The organism is Mycobacterium sp. MS1601 (genome assembly GCF_001984215.1).
Taxonomy (GTDB): Bacteria; Actinomycetota; Actinomycetes; order Mycobacteriales; family Mycobacteriaceae; genus Mycobacterium.
This window is the reverse complement of sequence record NZ_CP019420.1, coordinates 5851106-5874882: the sequence shown is the minus strand read 5'-3', so window position 1 is coordinate 5874882 and position 23777 is coordinate 5851106. Positions and strand designations below refer to the sequence as shown.

Genomic DNA, 23777 nt, shown 5'->3' with positions numbered 1-23777 from the left:
GGTGACTGACGAAACATCCGGCCCTTCGGATGCGGGGGCACGTTCTTCCGAGGACACCGCCACCGATGCCGGGCCCAGCGAGCCCGTCGAGCAGCCCGCAGTGCAGGAGCCGAAGCCCCGGAAGCGCCTCAAACTGCTGTTGTCGGTGGCTGCCGTGGTGTGGGTGCTCGACATCGTCACCAAGGTGGCCGCAGTGCACTACCTGACTCCCGGTCAGCCCGTGTCGATCATCGGGGACACGGTGACCTGGACTCTGGTGCGCAACTCGGGGGCCGCGTTCTCCATGGCCACCGGATACACCTGGGTGCTGACGCTGGTGGCCACCGGTGTGGTGATCGGCATCATCTGGATGGGCCGGCGGCTGGTATCGCCCTGGTGGGCACTGGGGTTGGGAATGATCCTGGGCGGCGCGCTGGGCAACCTGGTGGACCGGTTCTTCCGCTCGCCCGGCCCGCTGCGCGGCCACGTCGTCGATTTCCTGTCCGTGGGTTGGTGGCCGGTGTTCAACGTCGCCGATCCGGCCGTGGTGGGTGGTGCCATCCTGCTGGTGGTGCTGTCGCTGTTCGGCTTCGACTTCGATACCGTCGGCCGCCGCAAGCCCGAGCCCCAACCCGAGCCGCAGACATGACCGAACGCTCGATGCCCGTCCCGGAGGGGTTGGCAGGCATGCGCGTTGACGCGGGCCTGGCGCGGCTGCTCGGCCTGTCCCGCACCGCCGCGGCTGAGATCGCCGAGGGTGGCGGCGTGGTGCTCGACGGCGCCACCGCAGCCAAGTCGGACAAATTGAGCGCGGGTGCCTGGCTGGAAGTCAGCCTGCCCGCGGCGCCACCGCCGGTGGAGAACGTGCCCGAGGAGATCGAGGGCATGACCATCCTCTACTCCGATGACGACATCGTCGCCGTCGACAAACCCCCGGGGGTGGCCGCGCACGCGACCGTCGGCTGGCACGGGCCCACCGTGTTGGGCGGACTGGCCGCGGCGGGGTTCCGTATCAGCACGTCGGGCATCCACGAACGGCAGGGCATCGTGCATCGCCTCGACGTCGGCACCTCGGGTGTCATGGTGGTGGCGCTTTCGGAGCGGGCCTACACCGTGTTGAAGCGGGCGTTCAAGGAGCGCACCGTCGACAAGCGGTATCACGCTCTGGTGCAGGGGCACCCTGATCCGTCCAGCGGCACCATCGATGCGCCCATCGGGCGCCACCGTGGCCACGACTGGAAGTTCGCCGTTGTCGAAGACGGCAGGCACAGCATCACCCACTACGACACGATCGAGGCGTTCCAGGCCGCCAGCCTGCTCGACGTGCATCTCGAGACCGGGCGCACCCACCAGATCCGTGTGCACTTCTCGGCGCTGCATCACCCCTGCTGTGGTGACCTGACCTACGGCGCCGACCCCACCATCGCCAAACGTCTTGGGCTGCAAAGGCAATGGTTGCACGCCAGGTCGCTGGGCTTCATCCACCCGGCTGACGGGCGTCGGGTCGAGATCACCAGCCCGTATCCCGCCGACCTGCAACACGCACTCGACGTCTTGGCTGCGCACTAGTGCGCGGTTCCCCGTCGACGGGGCTGCTGTACGGACTGGGCGCTTACGGTGCCTGGGGGTTGTTCCCGGCCTTCTTCCCGCTGCTGCAGCCCGCCGGAGCGTTCGAGATTCTCGCCCAGCGCATCGTCTGGACGTTGCTGTTCATGGTGATCGTGCTTGCGGTGGTTCGCCGGCTCGGTGACCTGCGCCGGATCAGCGGCCGGACGTGGCTGCTGTTGGTGCTGGCGTCGGTGCTGATCTCGGGGAACTGGCTGACCTACATCTACGCCGTCAACAACGGGCATGTGGTGGACGCCGCGCTGGGTTACTTCATCAACCCGCTGGTGAGCGTCGCTCTGGGGGTCGTCCTCTTCCGGGAGAAGCTCAACAAGGCGCAGTTGTGTGCGTTGGCCATCGCCGTCGTCGCGGTCGTCACCCTGGCTGTGCAGTTCGGCGCGCCACCGTGGATCGCGTTGGTGCTGGCGTTCACCTTCGGTCTCTACGGCGCCGTGAAGAAGGTGGTGCCCACCGATCCGCGCGTCAGCGTCGGCGTGGAGGCGGCCGTCGTGGCTCCCGCGGCGTTCGTCTACCTGCTGGTGATCGAGTCGGCGGGCCTCGGTCACTTCCTGGGCTCCGGTGCCGGGCACGTCGCGCTGACCATCGCCTCCGGCGCGCTCACGGCGATTCCGCTGCTGTTCTTCGCCGCCGCGGCGCAGCGCCTGTCGTTGGTCACCCTCGGTCTTCTCATGTACGTGACGCCGATCATGCAGATGTCGTGGGGGATCCTGGTCGGCCACGAGCCCATGCCGCCGGCCCGCTGGGCGGGCTTCGCCCTGATCTGGCTGGCGCTGGCGGTGTTCAGTACCGACGCGATCCTGCGGGCCAGGAGGGGCAGGAATCCGCCGCTCGGACGTGATACACAACTGGGGTGATGGACGAGCGGGCCCGCGCGGCGGCCAACCGGCGGAAGAAGGTCTGGATCGCGGTCATCGCATTGCTGGGCAGTGTCGCAGTCGTGGTACCGCTGGCCGCGTCGCTGCTGATGCAGGTGTTCAGCTCGGACGCGGCTTCCGAACAGGGCGGCCAGACACCGACATCCACGGCGCCGCCGGTGTACACCATCAAACCGCTGTCGGTGCGCCCGGTCATCGCCGTGGAGGGTGTACTGCCGGAGAATTGTCCGCCGCCGGGCCCCTCGGACCCCGCTGTCGAGGTGCGCTTCTGTGACTTCACCCGCACCGCCCTGTACACGCTCGGCCCGCAGGGGGTGGCCCTGCAGCTGGTCCGGGTGAACTCGCTGCTGTCGCCGATCACGAACGGCTACATCGTCCAGGTGGCGATGAACAGCGAGTCGGCGTCGGCGTTCGCCGACTACACCACCACGCAGGTCGGTAAGCAGATCGCCTTCGTCCGCGCGTCCACCGTGGTGTCCGCGCCGCAGATCTCCGAGGCCATCGTCGGGGACCTGTTGCAACTGTCCGGCAATCTCACCGAACAGCAGTCCGACGAGATGGCGCGGCTGCTCCAAGACGAAAGCTGACGCCGCGCGCGACACGTCCCCCCGACACGCCCGGCGGTGTCGGTGCCCGGCTCTAGACTGGGCGGCCTATGGGTACCAATGACTCCTTCGTGCATCTGCACAACCACACCGAATACTCGATGCTCGACGGTGCCGCGAAGGTCAAACCCATGCTCGCCGAGGCGCAGCGCCTCGAGATGCCCGCCATCGGCATGACCGACCACGGAAACATGTTCGGCGCCAGTGAGTTCTACAACGCCGCCACCTCGGTCGGCATCAAACCGATCATCGGTATCGAGGCCTACATCGCCCCGGCGTCGCGCTTCGAGACCAAGCGGGTGCTCTGGGGTGACCCGAGCCAGAAGTCCGACGACGTCTCCGGCAGCGGTTCCTACACCCACATGACGATGGTCGCGGAGAACGCCACCGGTCTGCGCAACCTGTTCAAGCTGTCGTCGCTGGCGTCCTTCGAGGGCCAGCTGGGCAAGTGGTCGCGCATGGACGCCGAGATCATCGCCGAGCACGCCGAGGGCATCATCGCCACCACCGGCTGTCCGTCGGGGGAGGTGCAGACCCGGCTGCGCCTCGGCCACGTCGACGAAGCCATTGCCGCGGCCGCCAAATGGCAGGAGATCTTCGGCAAGGAGAACTTCTTCCTGGAGTTGATGGACCATGGCTTGGACATCGAGCGCCGGGTCCGCGAGGGGCTGCTGGAGGTCGGTAAAAAACTCGGCATCCGGCCGCTGGCCACCAACGACTGCCACTACGTCACCCGCGACGCCTCCCAGAACCACGAGGCGCTGCTGTGCATCCAGACCGGCAAGACCCTCTCGGATCCCAACCGGTTCAAGTTCGACGGCGACGGCTACTACCTGAAGTCCGCGGCCGAGATGCGGGCGCTGTGGGATACCCAGGTGCCCGGCGCGTGTGACTCCACGCTGCTGATCGCCGAGCGGGTGCAGCCGTACACCGACGTGTGGACACCCAAGGACCGGATGCCGATCTTCCCGGTGCCCGAAGGCCACGATCAGGGGTCCTGGCTCACCCACGAGGTGATGACCGGCCTGGCGGAACGCCGGTTCCCGGGCCAGGAAGTGCCGCAGGAGTACATCGACCGGGCCAATTACGAGATCAAGGTCATCTGCGACAAGGGTTTTCCGGCGTACTTCCTGATCGTCGCCGACTTGATCAACTACGCGCGTTCGGTCGGCATCCGGGTGGGTCCGGGCCGTGGTTCGGCCGCCGGTTCGCTGGTGGCCTACGCCATGGGCATCACCAACATCGACCCCATTCCGCACGGTCTGCTGTTCGAGCGGTTCCTCAACCCGGAACGTCCGTCGGCGCCCGATATCGACATCGACTTCGACGACCGTCGCCGCGGTGAGATGCTGCGCTATGCCGCCAACAAGTGGGGCAGTGACAGGGTGGCCCAGGTCATCACCTTCGGTACCATCAAAACCAAAGCGGCGCTGAAGGATTCGGCCCGTGTGCACTACGGGCAGCCCGGCTTCGCCATCGCCGACCGCATCACCAAAGCGCTGCCGCCGCCCATCATGGCCAAGGACATCCCGGTCTCGGGCATCACCGATCCCAGCCACGAGCGCTACAAAGAGGCCGCCGAGGTCCGCGCGCTGATCGACACCGACCCCGACGTGCGCACCATCTACGAGACCGCGCGCGGGCTGGAGGGCCTGGTCCGCAACGCCGGTGTGCACGCCTGCGCGGTGATCATGAGCTCTGAACCGCTGATCGACGCCATCCCGCTATGGCGCCGGCCGCAGGACGGTGCGGTCATCACCGGTTGGGACTACCCGTCGTGTGAGGCCATCGGCCTGCTGAAGATGGACTTCCTCGGGCTGCGCAACCTGACGATCATCGGTGACGCCATCGAGAACATCAAGGCCAACCGCGGTATCGATCTCGATCTGGAAACCCTGGCGCTCGACGACCAGAAGGCCTACGAACTGCTGGGGCGCGGTGACACCTTGGGCGTGTTCCAGCTCGACGGCAGCGCCATGCGGGACCTGCTGCGGCGCATGCAGCCCACCGAGTTCAACGACATCGTGGCCGTGCTGGCGCTGTACCGCCCGGGCCCCATGGGCATGAACGCCCACAACGACTACGCCGACCGCAAGAACGGCCGCCAGGCCATCAAGCCCATCCACCCGGAGCTGGAAGAACCGCTCAAGGACATCCTGGCCGAGACCTACGGCCTGATCGTCTACCAAGAGCAGATCATGTTCATCGCCCAGAAGGTCGCCTCGTACTCCATGGGCAAGGCCGATGCGCTGCGCAAGGCCATGGGCAAGAAGAAGCTCGAGGTCCTCGAAGCCGAGTACAAGGGCTTCAAAGAGGGCATGACCAACAACGGTTTCTCCGAGGCCGCGGTCAAAGCGTTGTGGGACACCATCCTTCCGTTCGCCGGGTACGCGTTCAACAAGTCGCACGCCGCCGGCTACGGTCTGGTGTCCTACTGGACGGCCTACCTCAAGGCGAACTTCCCCGGTGAGTACATGGCCGGGCTGCTCACCTCGGTCGGCGACGACAAGGACAAGGCCGCCATCTACCTGGCCGACTGCCGACGCCTGGGCATCACGGTGCTGCCGCCGGACGTCAACGAGTCGGTGCAGAACTTCGCCTCCGTCGGTGACGACATCCGTTTCGGGCTCGGCGCGGTACGCAACGTCGGCGCCAATGTGGTTGCCTCGCTGGTGAACACACGCAAGGAGCGGGGCAACTTCACCGACTTCTCGGACTACCTGAACAAGATCGACATCGCCGCCTGCAACAAGAAGGTGACGGAGTCGTTGATCAAGGCCGGTGCCTTCGATTCCCTGAAGCATCCCCGCAAGGGCCTGTTCCTGGTGCACACCGACGCGGTCGACTCGGTACTGGGCACCAAGAAGGCCGAGGCCATGGGCCAGTTCGACCTGTTCGGCGGGGGAGACGACGACGGCGGTACCGACGCGGTCTTCACCATCCGAGTGCCCGACGAGGAGTGGGAGGACAAGCACAAACTCGCGCTCGAGCGCGAGATGCTCGGCCTCTACGTGTCGGGGCATCCGCTCAACGGCATCGCGCATCTGCTGGCGGCGCAGGTCGACACCCAGATCCCGGCCATCCTGGAAGGGGCGATCCCCAACGACACCCAGGTGCGCATCGGCGGCATCCTGGCGTCGGTCAACCGGCGCGTCAACAAGAACGGCCTGCCGTGGGCCTCGGCGCAAATCGAGGACCTCGCCGGTGGTGTCGAAGTGCTGTTCTTCCCGCAGACGTACTCGGCGTTCGGTGCCAATATCGCCGACGACGCGGTGGTGCTGGTGGGCGCCAAGGTCGCGATTCGTGATGACCGTATCTCGCTGATCGCCAATGAACTTGTGGTGCCGGACTTCTCGAGCGCCCAGTCGGACCGCCCGCTGGCAGTCAGCCTGCCCACCCGGCAGTGCACCATCGACAAGGTGAGCGCTCTCAAACAGGTGTTGTCGCGGCATCCCGGCACCTCGCAGGTGCATCTGCGGCTGATCAGCGGTGAGCGCATCACCACCTTGGAGCTGGACCAGTCGTTGCGCGTGACGATGTCCTCGGCCCTGATGGGTGATCTCAAGGCGTTGCTGGGGCCGGGTTGCCTAGGCGGCTAGGCTGCCCGGGGCGTACCGGATACAGCCTCTCTGCCTACCGCCCGCGGTATGGCACTATCCTGCTCTTGGGCGGGGGAGGTCTGGTGCTGGGTAGTCCATCCTGACAGGGGGCGCGATGAATCGGGAGACACCCTTGGTGTCGTATCTCGGTTGGCATCACAAGGGCAACATCGGCGATGACGCCATATACGACGCCGTGAGGTTACAGCTGGCCGAAGCCGAGTTCGTCGATATGCCACGTTTTCCGAGCGAGATGATCAGGTCCACCACCACCGGACTCAGCAAATCTCTTCGGCGAAGCGTGCATGTCCTGGGCGGCGGTACGTTGGTGGGAAGGCGTCACTGGCGTCGCTTGGCGGGCCGTGCAGTGAGGATCACCTCAAAACAAGGTAGCTACGCGGTCGGAATCGGCGTAGAAGATCCCGCTTTCCAGGGGCGCAGAAGCGGTTCCGGCAATGACGAGTTGAAGCGATGGGCATCGCTGCTGGGCAAGTTCAACCGTGTTTCGGTACGTGGTCCGCGTAGTGCCGAGTTGCTTGCAGATATCGGATTCGACGCTGAAGTGGTTGGTGATCCCGCGCTATTGCTGCCTCGGCCCGCGGTGTCCGCTGAAGAGGGACTCATCGGTGTGAACCTGGGTTTCGGTGACGACCTTTGGGGGCACGACCCAGAAGCACTGGTCAGCGAATTGACGGCAGCGGTGGACGTTTTGGCGCTAAAGGGTTTTCGGTTCGTCGGAATTCTCATGAACCCCAGCGACGCCAAGTGGACACGAGCCGCTTTGCAGAACGTCGGTGCCGATGTCGTGCAACCCGTTGATGCGGTGGGCGCCGCTCGTGCACTTGCGCTGTGTTCGGCTGTCATTGTCAGCCGCCTCCACGCGGGGATCTTGGCGGCCTTGTCGGAAACCCCGGTGATTTCTCTTGAGTATCAACCGAAATGTCGCGACTTCGCACTGTCGATCGATGATGAACGCTCACTGATCCGCACTGACCAAGTGACTGCCGGGGCTGTGGTCGACAAGGTGCTGTCCACGGTAGAGGACGCCGCAGCCATCAGGACCACCACTCGTGCCGCGGTCGAGCGTCTGCAATCAAGGCTGTGTACGGATTACGGTGCTATCCGGACCACCCTCGGTTTGGCCTGATAGGGGACACCAGAGCTGGTCGGGACAGGTCTTACCGCGCCATGATGGCTCATGACCACAGAACCCATCCAGTCCCGACACGTCAGCATTGTCATCGACGCCGCCGCTGCCGACGTCGCGGCCTACATCCGCGATCCCCGAAACCTGGTGCACTGGGCCGCCGGGTTGGCCGACGGCCAGGTGCAGCTGGTCGACGGAGCGTGGACCGCATCCTCGCCGCTGGGGGACATCACTGTCGAGTTCGCACCGGACAACGATCTGGGTGTGGTGGATCATGTGGTGCGCACGGCGCAGGGGCAGACCTTTTACAACCCGATGCGGGTGCTGCGTGACGGTGAGGTCGACAATCGCTGCGAGGTGGTGTTCACGGTGCGCAGAAGAGTCGGGATGAGTGATGCCGAGTTCGCGGGGGATGCGGCGGCGGTGGCCGCCGACCTGGAGACGCTGCGCGGAATCTTCGGCTAGCGCTGGCGCTGCAGCAGGCCCAGGACGTGCCACAACACGAATGCCACGCCTGCGCCACCGAGAACGGCGGGGGACGCACTGGCGGTGGCCACTGCCACGACGCCGAACACCACCAGCCCGATCACCAGGGCCACCACCTTGTAGGCCGGCCACGGCACTCCAGCCACCACGATCTCCGAGGCGGGGTGAGCAACGGCATCCCGGAACTGTTCGGCGGTGGTCATCCTGTCACGATAGCTCGGATCAAAAGTTTCGGCTACCCGAAACCCCAAATCCGGCGTCTCCTTTTTCGGAGCCGACGCAGCGATTTTCTGGGGATCAGGCGTGCGTGGCACCATTGACCGGTGTCTGCTGAACTGAGCCAGGATCCCCGTACGGTTTCGCCGCTGTCCGCGGCGGATATCGACGCGGCGGCGCAGCGGATCATGGGCGTCGTGTCACCCAGCCCGCTGCAGTTCAGCGACCGGTTGTCGCAGCTGACCGGCGCCCTGGTCTATCTCAAGCGCGAGGACCTGCAGTCGGTGCGCTCCTACAAGTTGCGCGGCGCCTACAACCTGCTGATGCAGCTGACGCCGGAGGAGATCGCCGCGGGAGTGGTGTGTTCCTCCGCTGGCAACCACGCGCAGGGGTTCGCGCTGGCGTGCCGTTCCATGGGAATTCACGGCCGTGTCTATGTCCCGGCCAAGACGCCGAAGCAGAAGCGTGACCGCATCCGCTACCACGGCGGCGAGTTCATCGAGCTGATCGTCGGCGGCGCCACCTACGACATGGCCGCCGAGGCCGCCCGCGCCGACGTGGCCCGCACCGGCGCCACCCTGGTGCCGCCTTATGACGATCCACGCACCATGGCCGGGCAGGGCACCATCGCCGTCGAGATCCTCAGCCAGCTCGATGGCGAGCCGGACCTGGTGATCGTGCCCGTCGGCGGTGGTGGCTGCATCAGCGGCATCACCACGTACATGGCCGCGAAGACCTCCCGCACCTCAATCCTGGGCATCGAGCCCGCCGGGGCGGCGTCCATGGTTGCGGCCATGGCGGCCGGTGAACCCGTCACCCTCGAGCACGTCGACCAGTTCGTCGACGGTGCGGCGGTCAACCGAGCCGGGAAAAACCCGTTCGCGGCGCTGTCGGCGGCCGGAGACATGGTCTCTTTGACCACGGTCGACGAAGGCGCGGTCTGCACCGCCATGCTGGATCTGTACCAGAACGAAGGCATCATCGCCGAGCCCGCGGGCGCGCTGTCGGTGGCCGGATTGCTCGAGGCCGACGTCACGCCGGGCTCGGTGGTGGTGTGCCTGATCTCCGGCGGCAACAACGACGTGTCGCGCTACGGCGAGGTGCTGGAACGCTCGCTGGTCCACCTCGGTCTCAAGCACTACTTCCTGGTGGACTTCCCGCAGGAACCCGGCGCCCTGCGCCGCTTTCTGGACGAGGTGCTGGGCCCCAATGACGACATCACCCTGTTCGAATACGTCAAGCGCAACAACCGCGAGACCGGTGAGGCGTTGGTGGGTGTTGAGCTGGGCTCCGCGGCGGGTCTGGAGGGGCTGCTCGAACGCATGAGGTCCTCCGAATGCCACGTCGAGGCTCTCGAACCCGGGTCCCCGGCGTACCGGTACCTGACCTAGCAGCGGTCGATATTCAGCTGTCCTCAGCGGTCTTCAACACCGCGAACGAATGCCCGGCCAATGTTGTTGCGTCGGAACCTGCCTCGGGCTCTCCCCAGGCCAGCAGCACCTCACCGCAAGCCCGTACTGTCGCCGGCGCAGTGCCCAGATTGCAGGCGATGGCCAGCGCGCCTCGGTGCAGCACGATCCAGCGGGCGTCCTCGTCGTAGTCGACGGCCATGTGGTCCAACCAGAAGTCGGCCAGATCGGGTTCTCGTTTGCGCAGCGCGATCAGGTCGCGGTACAGGCCCAACATCGCCGCATGCTCACCGGTCTGCACTTCGGCCCAGTCCAGCCGGGAGCGCTGATAAGTCTCCGGGTCCTGCGGGTCGGGAACATCGTCGGCATCCCATCCGTGTGAGGCGAACTCGGCTTTGCGGCCCTTGCGGGTGGCTTCGGCCAGCTCGGGCTCGGGATGGGAGGAGAAGAACTGGAATGGCGTGGACGCCGCCCATTCCTCACCCATGAACAGCATGGCGGTGAACGGGGTCAGCAGGGCCAGCGCCGCGCTGACCGCCAGTTGGCCGGCGTCCAGGTAGGCCGACGGTCGGTCGCCGATGGCGCGGTTGCCCACCTGGTCGTGGGTGCACGTGTAGGCCAGCAGCCGGTAACCGGGAATCTTGCTGGTGTCCAGCGGTTTACCGTGGCGACGGTGCCGGAAGGACGAATACGTCCCGGCGTGGAAGTACCCCTTGGTGAGGGTGTGCGCCAGCGTCGCCATGCTGCCGAAATCGTGGTAGTAACCCTGCTGTTCGCCGGACACCGCGGTGTGCAGCGCATGGTGGATGTCGTCATCCCACTGCGCCGTCATGCCCAGCCCGCCCTCGGAACGCGGCGTGATGAACCGCGGATCGTTGCGGTCGGTTTCGGCGATCAGCGACAGTGCGCGCCCGAGTTCTCCTGATAGAGAGGAGGTCTCGGCCGACATCTCTTCGAGAATGTGGATGGCGGTGGTGTCCACCAGTGCATGCACAGCGTCCAGGCGCAAGCCATCGGCGTGGAAGTCGCGCATCCAGCGCAGCGCGCACCCGATGATCAGGTTGCGCACTTCGTCGGACTCGGCGTCGGCGATGTTGATGCCCTCGCCCCACGGGTTGCTGGCCGACGACAGATACGGGCCGTAGCGCGGTAGGTAGTTGCCCGAGGGGCCGAGGTGATTGAACACCGCGTCGATCAGCACCCCGAGACCCCGGCCATGGCAGGCGTTGATGAGCCGCGTCAAACCGTCTGGGCCGCCGTATGGTTCGTGCACCGCCCACCACAGCACGCCGTCGTAGCCCCAGCCATGGGTGCCGCTGAATGCGTTGACCGGCATCAGTTCCACGAAGTCGACGCCGAGGTCCAGTAGGTAGTCCAGCTTGTCGATCGCGGCGTCGAAGGTGCCTTCGGCGGTGAAGGTGCCGATGTGCAGCTCGTAGATCACCGCCCCCTCGACGGATCGGCCGGACCACGCCTGATCCGTCCACTGCACCGCCGACGCATCCCAGAGTTGCGAGCGAGAATGCACACCGTCGGGTTGCCGCGGCGAACGAGGATCGGGTAGCACCGTCGGGTCGTCGTCGAGCAGGAACCCGTAGCGGACATCGGGGGCCACCTCGAGGGTGGTGCGCCACCAACCGTCGTCGTGGCGGGACATGGCGTGGACAGTGCCGTTGACGTCGAGGCGGACCAGTTCGGGCTTGGGCGCCCAGACTGCGAATTCGTGCTCAGGCAACGGTTCTCTCCAGCAGTGATACGGGCAGGTCGGTGAAGAGTGTTGCGGCGGTGACGGTTCCGGTGTGCTCGGCGCCGGAGATCCGGTCCGTCCACGTGCCCGGCGGCAACGTCACGGAGGTGTCACCCCAGCCGCTGTCCTCCAGGTGGACGGTCCAACGGCTGACAGCAACCAGCACGTCGCTGCCCCGTTGGAACGCGACCACGTGGTCGGCGGCCGCGCCGTCGGCGAACACCGGGGTGTGCCCGGCGGTGAGGAAGACGTCCGGACGGGCGCGACGCAACTGCAGCGCAGCGGTCACCACGCGCATCTTGGGATGGGTCGAGGCGGCCAGAGCATCGCGTCGGGCGGCGAAGTCAACCGGTCTGCGGTTGTCGGGGTCCACCAGGCTGTCCTCCCAGAGCTCGGTGCCCTGGTAGACGTCGGGGACGCCGGGCACCGTGAGGGACAACAGCTTCTGGCCCAGGGCGTCGCTGCAGGCGTGCACGTCGAGCCGTTTGACCAACGCACTCAGTTCCGTGGCCACCGGCCCGTCCAGCACCTGATCCACCCAGGCGTGCACCGCGGACTCGAACGCCTCGTCGGGCTCGTTCCAGGTGGTGTGCAGCGCAGCCTCGCGGATGGCCTTCTCGGCATACCCGTGCAGGCGGCCGCGCAGGTCCTCGTCGGGTTTGTCGGCAGGCCAGACTCCGAAGATGTTCTGCCACAAGAACAAACCGGTGGCCGAATCGGGAGAGGGAGTGGAGGCCTCCCAACCTTTGACGAGCTCGGTCCACAGCGACGGCACCTGCGACAACACGCCTATGCGGGCTCGGACGTCCTCACCGCGCTTGGTGTCGTGGGTGGTCAGCGTGGTCATGGCGGTGGGCCAGTACCGGGCCCGCAGTGCCGACGCCTGATGGAACTCCGCGGTGCTGACACCGAAGCGTTCCGGCTCGCCGCCCACCTCGTTGAGTGACACCAGACGCGGGTCGCGGTAGAACAGGCAGTCCTCGACGGCCTTGGCCGTCACCGCCCCGCACAGTTGCTGAAGTCGCGTGGCGGCTTCTCCGTCGGCGGCGACAGCTGCGGACACCAGTTCCAGCGGACGGGCCAGTTCGGGTGCTGCCGAGGCGGTTTCGGCGATCGCGGTGGGTAGTAGAGCCGACAGTCCGCGGTAGTCGCTGCGGTAGACGTCGATGTGCGTCAGCAGGGCAGCGACGGCCTCACCGAGGTGAGGGTGATCATGGCCGACGGTGGCGACGATGGCGCGCCGCAGCCGGGCCAGTTCACTGCCCAGGGTGACGGTGGCGGCGGTGCGCTTGAGCTCGGCCACCATGGCAGGCACTGCGGTGTGGTCGAAACCGGCCGAGGCGGACAGGGCGGACAGCGCCTGCTGCCCTGTCGGGTCCACGAACAACCCGCCGATCTCGCGCAGCGCGTCGTAGCCGGTGGTGCCGTCGACAGCCAGCGTCGGCTCCAGTGCCTCATCGGCGGCCAGGATCTTCTCTATCACCAGATAGGCCTGGTCGCCGATCAATTCGCGCAACCACACCAGGTAACCGGCCGGATCGGAGAGTCCGTCGGGGTGGTCCACCCGGATGCCGTCCACCAATTTCTCGTCGAACCAGCGCTTCACCTCGGCGTGCGATGTGGTGAAGACGTCGTGATCCTCCTGCCTGATACCGGCAAGTGAGGTGATGGAGAAGAAGCGCCGGTAGCCACAGATCCCGTTGCGCCACCCGATCAACCGGTAGTGCTGACGGTCGTGCACCTCGGGACCAGAGCCCGAACCGGTCCCCGGTGCGATCGGGAACGCCAGATCGCCCAGGCGCAGCACGTCGCCGTCGACCTGGAGGTCGTCGACGTCGCTGTCGGATCCCAGCACCGGCAACACGATCCGGCCGTCTGGATCCAGGTCCCAGTCGATGTCGAAGAGGCAGGAGTATCGCGACGAGCGGCCGTGCGTCAGCAGATCCCACCACCACGCGTTCTGCTCGGGCTGGTCGACGCCCACGTGGTTGGGCACGATATCCACCACCAGCCCGAGGCCACGAGCCTGGGCCGCCGCGGACAACGATGAAAGTCCTTCGGCGCCGCCGAGTTCGGCAGAGACGGTAGTGGGATCGGCGACGTCGTAGCCGTGGGTGGAACCGACGGTCGCGGTCAGGATGGGGGACAGGTAGAGGTGGCTGACACCAAGGGCGTCCAGGTAGTCCACCAGCGCTTCGGCGTCGACAAAACGAAAGGCGTCGCCGCGCAACTGAAGTCGATACGTCGACAGCACAGGTCGAGTCATCGGTTCAGTCCGTCCTGCGCAGGATCAGCACCGAACGTCCACATACCTCGATGTCCTCACCGGCCTTGGCCACCAGATCGCTCTCGCCGCGGGGGTGGGCGGTGTCCAGCGCCGCCGTCCACTCGTGCGCGTATCCGCTGTCGGGTGTGATGAAGGTCTTGGATTGACTGTGGGCGTTGAAGCACAACAGGAACGAATCATCGACCACCCGCTCGCCGCGTGCGTTCGGGGCCGGGATGGCGTCGCCGTTGAGGAACACTGCCACACACTTGCCGAAGCCCGAACCCCAGTCCTCGGGCGTCATCTCGACACCTGAGGTGGTGAGCCAGGCGATGTCACGGTCCTGTTCGCCGGTGCGGATCGGTTTGCCCTCGAAGAAGCGGCGGCGCCGAAACACCGGGTGCGCCTTGCGGAATGCCGTGACTTTCCGGGTGAACGCCAGCAGGTCGGGGTTGGTGACACACATCGACCAATCCATCCAGGACAACGGTGAATCCTGGCAGTAGGCGTTGTTGTTGCCGTGCTGGGTGCGACCGATCTCGTCGCCGTGGCTGATCATCGGGGTGCCCTGGCTGACCATCAGGGTGACCCAGATGTTGCGCATCTGCCGGGCCCGCAGTTCGACAATCTCGGGATCGTCGGTGGGGCCTTCGACTCCGCAGTTCCACGACCGGTTGTGGCTTTCGCCGTCGCGATTGTCCTCGCCGTTGGCCAGGTTGTGTTTCTCGTTGTAGGACACCAGGTCGTTGAGGGTGAATCCGTCGTGGGCGGTCACGAAGTTGATCGACGCGCTGGGACGTCGACCGGTGGCCGCGTACAGATCCGAGGAACCGGTGAGTCGGGAGGCGAACTCCCCGAGGGTTGCGGGCTCACCCCGCCAGTAGTCGCGCACAGTGTCGCGATACTTCCCGTTCCACTCGGTCCACAAACCAGGGAAGTTGCCCACCTGATAGCCGCCTTCACCGACATCCCACGGTTCGGCGATCAGCTTCACCTGGCTGATCACCGGGTCCTGCTGCACGAGGTCGAAGAACGCCGAGAGTCGGTCCACGTCGTAGAACTCACGGGCCAGGGTTGATGCCAGGTCGAACCGGAAACCGTCCACATGCATCTCCAGTACCCAATATCTCAACGAATCCATGATCAGTTGCAAGGTGTGGGGATGACGGGCGTTGAGGCTGTTGCCGGTGCCGGTGAAATCCTTGTAGTAACGCAGATCACCGTCGAGCAGCCGGTAGTAGGCGGCATTGTCGATTCCGCGGAAGTTGATGGTGGGTCCCAGGTGGTTGCCCTCGGCGGTGTGGTTGTAGACCACGTCCAGGATCACCTCGATGCCGGCTTCGTGGAATGCCTTGACCATCGTCTTGAACTCGGCCACCGCGCCGCCGGCGTTCCGGGTGGCGGCGTACTGGAAGTGCGGCGCGAAGAAGCCGACGGTGTTGTAGCCCCAGTAGTTCCGCAGTCCCAGTTCCAGCAGACGGTGGTCGTGCATGAACTGGTGAACCGGCATCAGCTCGATGGCCGTCACGTTCAACGACTTCAGATGATCGATGATCACCGGATGTCCCAGCCCCGCATAGGTTCCGCGGAGTTCCTCGGGCACACCGGGGTGGTTCTGCGTCATGCCCTTGACGTGGGCTTCGTAGATGATGGTCTCGTGGTAGGGCGTGCGTGGGGCGCGGTCGGACTGCCAGTTGAAGAAGGGGTTGATCACCACGCTGGTCATGGTGTGGCCCAGTGAATCCACCATCGGCGGGTTGCCACCGGAGGCGAGGTCCTCGGCCTCCAGATCGTAGGAGAACAGCGCCTGGGTGAAGTCGAAGTCGCCGTGGAACGACTTGCCGTAGGGGTCCAGCAGCAGCTTGCTGGGGTCGCAGCGCTGACCGGCGCCGGGGTTCCACGGCCCGTGCACTCTGAATCCATACCGCTGGCCGGGGGTGATGGTGGGCAGGTAGGCGTGCCAGACGTAACCGTCGACCTCTTCGAGATCGATGCGGGTCTCGGTGCCGTTCTTGGCGATGAGACAGAGCTCGACTTTGGTGGCCACCTCGGAGAACACCGAGAAGTTGGTTCCCGCGCCGTCGTAGGTGGCGCCCAGCGGGTAGGGCGACCCGGGCCATACCGTGGTCACGGTGGGCGCGGGCGTCAAGGGGGCACTGGAAGTCGGACCTGGTGACTCACTCGACGGCATCATCGCACCTTATCGGTCCCGGTCGCTGCCTGCGGGCCGGGACGTGCCGCCAGGCGCGATCGGCACTGCGACGTTCACCACCACCCGGTGGCGGGTCCCATCTGTCGGCCGAGCTCGTCGACCATGGTGCGCACATAGGTGGCGGTCAGATGGTGAGAGTCATGGTATAGCAGCACATTTCCCTCGACGGCGCGGCAGATGTCGTCACGGCACACCGCATCGCTGAGGTCCAACGGCTTCAGCCCGGGGAAGCGGTCGGTGAAGTCCAGGGTGGGATTGTGGTCGGAGAGTGCCTGGGAGCGCTTCATTCCGCAGGAGATGGCGTCGCCCCCGCTGGCCAGGCAATCCGCGGGCAGGAACGGTTTGCCGTCCTCGTCCAGGATCCATGGCGTATCTCGCATGGCCAGAACGGGAATGTTGTTGTCCGCCAAGGTTTGCCAGATCCCGATGTAGGTGGCGGGCATGACGTCGCCATCCTTGATGTTCCAGGGCCGTGTCGAAGTGGTGAACACGAAGTCCGGCTTGTCGGCGATCAGCTTGCTCATCACCCGTTCGTTCCAGGTGTGGCAGTTCGGGTACTCCCGGTTGCTGCCCATCACCAGGGGAATTTCCTCGGTGGTCAGCGGGCAGCCCATCTTCAGATAGGTCACCAGCTTGAACCCGTGCTGCTTGCCCAGGATGTCGAGTGCGGTGATCCAATGTTCGGCATGTGAGCCGCCGGCCAGCGCAATGGTCCGGGTGGCCTGCGGATCGCCGTAGGTGCAGTTGATGATGCCGACATTGCTGAAGTCACTGATGCAGCCGTCGATGGTGGACTGCGGCAGGTCGTCCTTGGCCTCGAGCACGGTGGGACGCATCGGCAGGTCGGGAACCCGGGTGCCGTGCAGCACCGCGTCGGCGCCGGGATAGTCGCGCAGTGCCAGCCCGGCCAGTTCCTCGCCGTTGTCACGTTGCACGGTGACGTGCTCACGCCAGGTGAACGACGTTGCGGTGAGAGCGACACCGAGCAGGATCACGAATGTGCCCAGTGCCATCGTGGGTCGGCGCAGCTGGGTGCGCCACGCGATCTTGACGGCGTCGGCGGAGGGGGCGCGGTAACGCAGGGGCTCTTCGATGAAGCGCATCGTCAGATAGGCCAGGGCGCCGGAGATCAGCAGGATCACCGCGCCCTCGCCGAAGTTGGCGCGTTCGTGTCCACTGAGCACCAGCCAAAAGATCAGCAGCGGCCAGTGCCACAGGTACAGCGAGTACGCCATCGACCCCAACGTCACGAACGGCTTCCAGGCCAACATCCGGTTGGGCAGCGGCAGCTTCTCGCCCGGTTGGCGGTTGGCGGCGGCCAGGATCATCAGCACGGTGGCGCCCACCGGTACCAGTGCCCACGGTCCGGGGAACTCCTGCACGCCGTCGATCAGCCATCCGCAGGACAGGATGGCGGCCAGTCCCACGGTGGCCGTCAGCACCCGCAGCCACATGGGCCAGCGGATATGGCCTACCAGAGCGCCGGCCGCCGCGCCCAGCAGCAGCTCCCAGGCCCGGGCGAAGCTGTTGTAGTAGGCCGTGGCCTGGTCGGTGTTGTGGGCGATGATCGCGTAGACGAACGACGCGATGGTCAGCGCGCTCAGCAGGACGATGAAGAACACTCGCAGATGTTTGCCGAGCGGTCGCCGAAGCAGCGCGGTCAGTAGGAACACCAGGATCAGGAACGCGAGGTAGAACTGCCCCTGTACCGACATCGACCAGATGTGCTGCAGCGGGCTCACCGCCTCGCCGGCCCGCAGGTAGTCCGAGGCAGTGTTCGCCAGTTCCCAGTTCTGGTAGTAGCCCAGGCTCGCCAGACTTTGATCGGCAAACGTTTCCCAGCGTGTCTGCGGCTGGATCAGGATGGTCAGCACCGCTGAGGCCGCAAGTACCACCACCAGCGCGGGCAACAGCCGGCGCACCAGTCGGGTCACTTCCCGCACCGGCGCCAGCGTCGCGCCGGGGGACAGGGCATTACGCAGCAGCCGGCCACCGAAGAAGAAGCCCGACAGGACCAGGAAGACGTCCACACCACCGGAGACTCGGCCGAACCAGACGTGGAAGACAGCGACGAGCGCGATGGCCACACCGCGCAGTCCATCGAGATCGTGTCGGTAGAAACCCGATTTCCTGGTCCCCATCGCGGTCGGGGTCGCAGGTTGCGGAGTGATTGCTGGCTCCGGCCTGGTCGGGGTCAAGAACATCATGATCGAGAGACAATGTACCCAACGCCACTGGAAGACTCCTGCTGAGTAAAGGCCAGTACGCTCGGTTCCCGTGCCGAATCCACCGGGGTTGACGCCCGCCGAGATCAGCGCCATCGATGCCGCGCATGTATGGCACCCCTACAGCACAATCGGCGCACCGGGAACTCTGGCGCCGAAGGTGGTGCTCAGCGCCTCCGGGCCGTGGCTCACCGTGGTGCACGAAACCGCTGGGCGGGCCGCAGAGATCCGAGTCCTGGACGGGATGGCGTCCTGGTGGACGGCCGTGCACGGACATGGGCACCCGGTGTTGGACGCCGCGGTGGCTCGGCAGCTGTCGTCCATGAGTCACGTCATGTTCGGCGGGTTGACGCACGAACCGGCGGCGCGTCTGGCGCAGCTGCTGGTGCAGATCACCCCGGCCGGGTTGGAGACGGTGTTCTTCAGTGACTCCGGTTCGGTGTCGGTGGAGGTGGCGGTCAAGATGGCGGTGCAGTACCAGCGCAGCCGCGGCCACCTCACCAAGACCCGGCTGATGACGTGGCGCGGCGGTTATCACGGTGACACCTTCACCCCGATGAGCGTCTGCGATCCCGACGGCGGAATGCACTCGCTGTGGACCGACATCCTGACCCGGCAGGTGTTCGCCCCGCCGGTGCCCACGGAGTACGACACCGCCTATGTCGAGGCGTTCGAGGCGCAGTTGGCTGAGCACGCCGACCAGCTGGCCGCCGTGATCGTCGAGCCGGTGGTGCAGGGCGCAGGCGGCATGCGGTTCCATGACCCGCGCTACCTCACCGATCTGCGGCAGATCTGCGACCGGCACGACGTGCTGCTGATCTTCGATGAGATCGCCACCGGGTTCGGCCGCACCGGCGCCCTGTTCGCCGCCGACCATGCCGGTGTCAGCCCGGACATCATGTGTGTAGGCAAGGCGTTGACCGGCGGCTATGTGACGTTGGCTGCCACGTTGTGCACCGCCGAGATCGCGCGGGTGATCAGCACCTCCGACGCGGGGGCGTTGATGCACGGACCCACCTTCATGGCGAACCCGTTGGCGTGTGCGGTGTCGGTGGCCAGCGTGGAACTGCTGCTCGGGCAGGACTGGCGCACACGCGTGGGGGAGATCGAGTCCGGGTTGCGGGTGGGACTGGCGCCCGCCGCTGAGCGGCCCGGCGTGGCCGATGTGCGGGTGCAGGGGGCCATCGGCGTGATCGAGATGGTCGAGCCCGTCGACGTCGCGGTGGCCACCCAGGTGGCCCTCGACCACGGGGTCTGGTTGCGGCCGTTCCGCAATCTGGTCTACGCCATGCCGCCCTTCGTCTGCACTGCCGCCGAGATAGACCAGCTCACCACCGCGATGGTCGCCGTGGCCCGTGCGCTAACCTGAACGGTGTTCAAGTCCGTTTGAGGGAGGCCTGATGGTCACACGCACCGAGGTGTCACCGCTGGCCTGGCTCGACACCTGCGAACAGCAGCGCCGCGCCGCCGGACTGCGGCGCGCCCTGCGTCCCCGGGCCGCCGTCGCCCCGGAACTCGACCTGGCCTCCAATGACTACCTGGGTCTGGCGCAGCATCCCGAGGTCATCGAGGCCGGCGTCGAGGCCCTGCGCACGTGGGGCGCCGGGTCCACCGGTTCGCGACTGGTCACCGGCGACACCGAACTGCACCAGCACTTCGAACGCGCCCTCGCCGAATTCGTGGGTGCCCCAGCCGCTCTGGTGTTCTCGTCGGGCTACACCGCCAACATCGGCGCCGTGGTGGCACTGTCGGGCCCCGGTTCGCTCATCGTCTCGGACGCCTACTCGCACGCCTCGTTGGTGGACGCGTGCCGGCTCTCCCGGGCCCGGGTGCAGGTCACCCCGCACCGCGACGTCTCCGCCGTCGAAGCGGCACTGGCCGCGCGCACCGAAGATCGCGCCCTGGTCATCACCGACTCCGTTTTCAGCGCCGATGGCGCCCTCGCGCCGCTGCGCGAGCTGCATGACGTGTGCCGCCGGTTCGGCGCGGTGCTGTTGGTCGACGAAGCCCACGGTCTCGGGGTTCGGGGTGACGGCGGGCGGGGCCTGCTGCAGGAGGTCGGCCTGGCGGGCGAGCCGGACATCGTGATGACGACGACGTTGTCCAAGGCACTGGGCAGCCAGGGCGGCGCGGTCCTCGGAACGGTTGCGGTGCGTGACCACCTGATCGACGCCGCCCGCACCTTCATCTTCGACACCGGGCTGGCTCCGGCGGCCGTCGGGGCCGCACTGGCTGCGTTACGCCTGCTGGTCACCGAGCCCGAGCGTGCGGACGCGGTGCTTACCCACGCCCGGGAGCTCGCACAGATGTGTGGTGTCACCGATGAACCCCAGTCGGCGGTGGTGTCGGTGATACTCGGCGATCCCGAGGTGGCCGTGGCCGCCGCCCAGGCCTGTTTGGAGCGCGGGCTTCGGGTCGGGTGCTTCCGCCCGCCGACAGTGCCGGCGGGCACGTCGCGGCTGCGCCTCACGGCGCGGGCGTCGCTGACAACCGACGAGTTGGACTTGGCCAGGGCGGTGCTCACCGAGGTGTTGTCGTGTCGGTAGTGGTGATCACCGGAACCGGCACCGGCGTCGGCAAGACCGTCGCCACCGCCGCACTGGCCTGCCACGCCCGGCTGGCGAATATGGCTGTGGCCGTGTGCAAACCAGTACAGACGGGCACCGAGACAGGCGACGACGACCTCGCCGAGATCGGCCGTCTCTCCGGCGTGAGCGTCCTGTCCGGCGTGGCGCGCTATCCCCAGCCGCTGGCGCCGGTGGCCGCCGCGGCCCAGGCCGGCCTTCCGCTGCCCACCGCCGAGGACCTGGTGAACGCCATCAGGGCCGCCGACGCGCCTGGCCAGTTGACGCTGGTGGAGGGAGCCGGGGGACTGCTGGTGCAGATCGCCGCGGCCGGGATCACCGTGGCCGACCTGGCGGTCGAACTGGGTGCACCCGTCGTCGTGGTGGTGTCCGCGGTGCTCGGCACCCTGAACTACACGGCACTGACGCTGGAGGCCATGGCGAACCGCGGCCTGGACTGCGCGGGGCTGATCATCGGCTCGTGGCCCGCCGCGCCGGGCGCCGCCGAGATCTCCAACCGGGGCGCGCTCGCCGAGTTGGGTGCGGTGCGTGCAGCGCTTCCCGCCGGTGCGGGTTCGCTGTCGGCGCAGGACTTCACCACGCTGTGTGTGCCCGCATTCGACACCGCCTGGGTGGCCGGCCTGGTCGAATAGCCCGGTGGCGCATTCCATCGAGCTGCTTTTCGACGATCACACCGAGGCTGCACTGAGGGCGGTGTGGGAGGCACTGGACACCGCTGGTGTTCCCAGCCAGAACCGGGTGCAGTCGACCACCAACCGGCCGCATGTGACCGTCGTGGTGGCCGGGCGCATCAACCCGGCCGTCGACAGTGAGCTCGCCGAGCTCCGCGACCACCTGCCACTGCCGTGCACCGTCGGGGCTCCGCTGATCTTCGGCCGCGGCCGCTTCGTCCTCGCGCAGCTTATCGTGCCGTCCACCCCGCTTCTCGAGCTGCAGCGGTGTGTGCATCGAATTTGCTTGCCGCACATGGCTGCCGGTGTCTCGCATACCGAGCCCGAGCACTGGACGCCGCATGTCACCCTTGGCCGACGTTTGTCTGCCGAGCAGGTCGGCCTCGCCCTGGCCCACGTACCGGGCGATCTGCCGGCCACCTTCACCGGGCTGCGTCGCTGGGACGGCGACGCCCGCGTCGACCACAGCCTGGTCAGCTGACCGCGCGCACCGCCATTCCGTCGATCAGCAGCGACAACCCGAAACCGAAGGTGTCCGGCCGGTTCAGCATCGAGGGCCCGGCCGGCGAGGTGGACAGGGCCCCGGCGGAGTCCAACTGGATCCGGGACTGCTCGTCGACGGTGAAGCCCAGGGTGTAGTAGATGATGGTGCGCGCAGCCAGTTCCGCCTGCGGTTCCGGCATGCCGGCATCACGGGCGGCGCCGCTGAGCAGTTCCACGATCAGCGGCATGGCGACCGACTGGCCGGAGGCAAAGCTCGCCGACACCAGCTCGGCTCCGTCGGTGTGGGACAGCAGCGCGTCGCGCAACCGCGTACAGACACCTGCGATGCGTTCGCGCCAACCTAGGCCGTCGACCGATCGACACGCCGGTCGCAACACTTCGTCGGCCACCGCGCCCAGCAGTTCTTGTTTGCTGGCGAAATGCCAGTACAGGGCGCCGGCGGTGACGTCGAGCTCGCGCGCCAACCGGCGCATCGTCAGGTCCGCGATCCCGAAGTTGTCCAGGATCTCGGTGGCTTTGGCGATCACGTCGCGTTTGTGCAGTTGCACTCCGCTAGCCTAACCTGAACACCGTTCAAGTGGCACACCAGGTGCTGCACAGGAGAGGAGCGTCAGCCGTGACGCAAGCCGCAGTCGACGTCCTGGGCGTCGCCCGGGAGCAGGTCCTCCGCAACGGTGAAGGACTCACCCAGGACCAGGTGTTGCAGGTCCTTCAGCTGCCTGACGACCAGCTCGAGGACCTGCTGGCCTTGGCCCACGAGGTCCGGATGAAGTGGTGCGGACCCGAGGTCGAGGTCGAGGGCATCATCAGCCTCAAGACCGGCGGCTGCCCGGAAGACTGCCATTTCTGTTCGCAGTCAGGGCTTTTCGCCTCTCCGGTGCGCAGCGCCTGGCTGGACATCCCCAGCCTGGTGGAAGCGGCCAAGCAGACCGCCAAGTCCGGTGCCACCGAGTTCTGCATCGTGGCGGCGGTGCGCGGTCCCGACGAGCGTCTGCTGGCTCAGGTGGCCGCCGGTATCGAAGCCATCCGCAACGAGGTCGACATCCAGATCGCCTGCTCGCTGGGCATGTTGACCCAGGAGCAGGTGAACCGCCTCAAGGACATGGGTGTGCACCGCTACAACCACAACCTCGAGACCGCGCAGTCGTTCTTCCCGAACGTGGTCACCACCCACTCCTGGGAAGAACGCTGGGGCACCCTGGAGATGGTCCGGGAGGCCGGCATGGAGGTGTGCTGCGGCGGCATCCTCGGTATGGGCGAGACGCTGGAGCAGCGCGCCGAGTTCGCCGCCAACCTCGCCGAACTGAACCCTCACGAGGTCCCGCTGAACTTCCTCAACCCCCGGCCTGGCACACCGTTCGGCGACCTGGAGGTGCTGCCCGCCAACGAGGCGCTCAAGGCCGTCGCCGCGTTCCGGCTGGCGTTGCCGCGCACCATGCTGCGGTTCGCCGGCGGTCGCGAGATCACCCTCGGTGATCTCGGCGCCAAGCAAGGCATCCTCGGCGGTATCAACGCCGTGATCGTCGGAAACTACCTGACCACGCTGGGTCGTCCCGCGGAAGCGGACCTCGAACTGCTCGTTGATCTGCAGATGCCGATCAAGGCGCTCAACGCCAGCCTGTAAC

19 protein-coding genes are annotated in these 23777 nt (G+C 66.5%); 13 read left to right on the top strand and 6 right to left on the bottom strand.

Annotated elements, in window-relative coordinates:
• The first annotated feature begins 1 nt into the window (after window position 1).
• From lspA to BVC93_RS28035, 7 genes are all read left to right on the top strand, one after another.
• Window positions 2–628, top strand: a complete 627-nt coding sequence (gene lspA, locus BVC93_RS28065) for a signal peptidase II (protein WP_083740265.1) — start codon at window positions 2–4, stop codon at window positions 626–628.
• On the top strand, window positions 625–1548 hold the full coding sequence (locus BVC93_RS28060; protein WP_083740264.1) for an RluA family pseudouridine synthase: 924 nt from the start codon (window positions 625–627) through the stop codon (window positions 1546–1548). Before lspA ends, BVC93_RS28060 begins: the two co-directional genes overlap by 4 nt.
• Window positions 1548–2459, top strand: a complete 912-nt coding sequence (gene rarD, locus BVC93_RS28055) for an EamA family transporter RarD (RefSeq protein WP_083740263.1) — start codon at window positions 1548–1550, stop codon at window positions 2457–2459. Before BVC93_RS28060 ends, rarD begins: the two co-directional genes overlap by 1 nt.
• On the top strand, window positions 2459–3067 hold the full coding sequence (locus tag BVC93_RS28050; RefSeq protein ID WP_083740262.1) for a SecDF P1 head subdomain-containing protein: 609 nt from the start codon (window positions 2459–2461) through the stop codon (window positions 3065–3067). The genes rarD and BVC93_RS28050 overlap by 1 nt, the downstream gene beginning before the upstream one ends.
• Window positions 3068–3135: 68 nt before the next feature.
• Window positions 3136–6684 (top strand): DNA polymerase III subunit alpha, encoded by a 3549-nt coding sequence (dnaE, locus tag BVC93_RS28045; RefSeq protein WP_083740261.1) that lies wholly within the window; start codon window positions 3136–3138, stop codon window positions 6682–6684.
• A 136-nt stretch (window positions 6685–6820) separates the two neighbouring features.
• Window positions 6821–7831, top strand: coding sequence for a polysaccharide pyruvyl transferase family protein (locus BVC93_RS28040; protein WP_157517297.1), 1011 nt, complete (start codon window positions 6821–6823; stop codon window positions 7829–7831).
• A 51-nt stretch (window positions 7832–7882) separates the two neighbouring features.
• On the top strand, window positions 7883–8296 hold the full coding sequence (locus tag BVC93_RS28035) for an SRPBCC family protein (RefSeq protein WP_192860125.1): 414 nt from the start codon (window positions 7883–7885) through the stop codon (window positions 8294–8296).
• Here the strand turns inward: BVC93_RS28035 and BVC93_RS28030 are convergent.
• Entirely contained in the window at window positions 8293–8520 is a 228-nt protein-coding gene (locus BVC93_RS28030) for a hypothetical protein (RefSeq protein ID WP_083740259.1), read from the bottom strand. The genes BVC93_RS28035 and BVC93_RS28030 overlap by 4 nt on opposite strands.
• Window positions 8521–8640: 120 nt before the next feature.
• On the opposite strand from BVC93_RS28030, the gene ilvA reads away from it, so the two are divergent.
• Window positions 8641–9924 (top strand): threonine ammonia-lyase IlvA, encoded by a 1284-nt coding sequence (ilvA, locus tag BVC93_RS28025; RefSeq protein WP_083740258.1) that lies wholly within the window; start codon window positions 8641–8643, stop codon window positions 9922–9924.
• A 13-nt stretch (window positions 9925–9937) separates the two neighbouring features.
• On the opposite strand, the gene treZ is transcribed toward ilvA, so the two are convergent.
• The 4 genes from treZ to BVC93_RS28005 form a co-directional block, all read right to left on the bottom strand.
• Window positions 9938–11677, bottom strand: a complete 1740-nt coding sequence (gene treZ, locus BVC93_RS28020) for a malto-oligosyltrehalose trehalohydrolase (RefSeq protein ID WP_083740257.1) — start codon at window positions 11675–11677, stop codon at window positions 9938–9940.
• Complete coding sequence (gene treY, locus BVC93_RS28015; RefSeq protein WP_083740256.1) at window positions 11670–13955, bottom strand: malto-oligosyltrehalose synthase; 2286 nt, start codon at window positions 13953–13955, stop codon at window positions 11670–11672. Before treY ends, treZ begins: the two co-directional genes overlap by 8 nt.
• A 4-nt stretch (window positions 13956–13959) precedes the next feature.
• Window positions 13960–16146 (bottom strand): glycogen debranching protein GlgX, encoded by a 2187-nt coding sequence (gene glgX, locus BVC93_RS28010; RefSeq protein WP_083741418.1) that lies wholly within the window; start codon window positions 16144–16146, stop codon window positions 13960–13962.
• Window positions 16147–16220: 74 nt separating this feature from the next.
• Entirely contained in the window at window positions 16221–18374 is a 2154-nt protein-coding gene (locus tag BVC93_RS28005; protein ID WP_083741417.1) for an acyltransferase family protein, read from the bottom strand.
• Between the two features lie 70 nt (window positions 18375–18444).
• Here BVC93_RS28005 and BVC93_RS28000 point away from each other — a divergent pair, with 70 nt between their 5' ends.
• Genes BVC93_RS28000 through BVC93_RS27985 form a run of 4 tightly spaced genes read left to right on the top strand, consistent with a single transcriptional unit; the run spans window position 18445 to window position 22129 of the window.
• Window positions 18445–19761, top strand: a complete 1317-nt coding sequence (locus BVC93_RS28000) for an adenosylmethionine--8-amino-7-oxononanoate transaminase (RefSeq protein ID WP_083740255.1) — start codon at window positions 18445–18447, stop codon at window positions 19759–19761.
• Window positions 19762–19792: 31 nt separating this feature from the next.
• The gene (locus tag BVC93_RS27995; protein ID WP_083740254.1) at window positions 19793–20938 is read left to right on the top strand and encodes an 8-amino-7-oxononanoate synthase; all 1146 of its coding nucleotides are present in this window, start codon (window positions 19793–19795) and stop codon (window positions 20936–20938) included.
• Window positions 20929–21609, top strand: a complete 681-nt coding sequence (bioD, locus tag BVC93_RS27990) for a dethiobiotin synthase (protein ID WP_083740253.1) — start codon at window positions 20929–20931, stop codon at window positions 21607–21609. Before BVC93_RS27995 ends, bioD begins: the two co-directional genes overlap by 10 nt.
• 4 nt (window positions 21610–21613) lie before the next feature.
• On the top strand, window positions 21614–22129 hold the full coding sequence (locus BVC93_RS27985) for a 2'-5' RNA ligase family protein (protein ID WP_083740252.1): 516 nt from the start codon (window positions 21614–21616) through the stop codon (window positions 22127–22129).
• Here the strand turns inward: BVC93_RS27985 and BVC93_RS27980 are convergent.
• Window positions 22122–22700 (bottom strand): TetR/AcrR family transcriptional regulator C-terminal domain-containing protein, encoded by a 579-nt coding sequence (locus BVC93_RS27980; protein ID WP_083740251.1) that lies wholly within the window; start codon window positions 22698–22700, stop codon window positions 22122–22124. The genes BVC93_RS27985 and BVC93_RS27980 overlap by 8 nt on opposite strands.
• Window positions 22701–22768: 68 nt before the next feature.
• On the opposite strand from BVC93_RS27980, the gene bioB reads away from it, so the two are divergent.
• Entirely contained in the window at window positions 22769–23776 is a 1008-nt protein-coding gene (bioB, locus tag BVC93_RS27975; protein WP_083740250.1) for a biotin synthase BioB, read from the top strand.
• Window position 23777 lies beyond the last annotated feature (1 nt).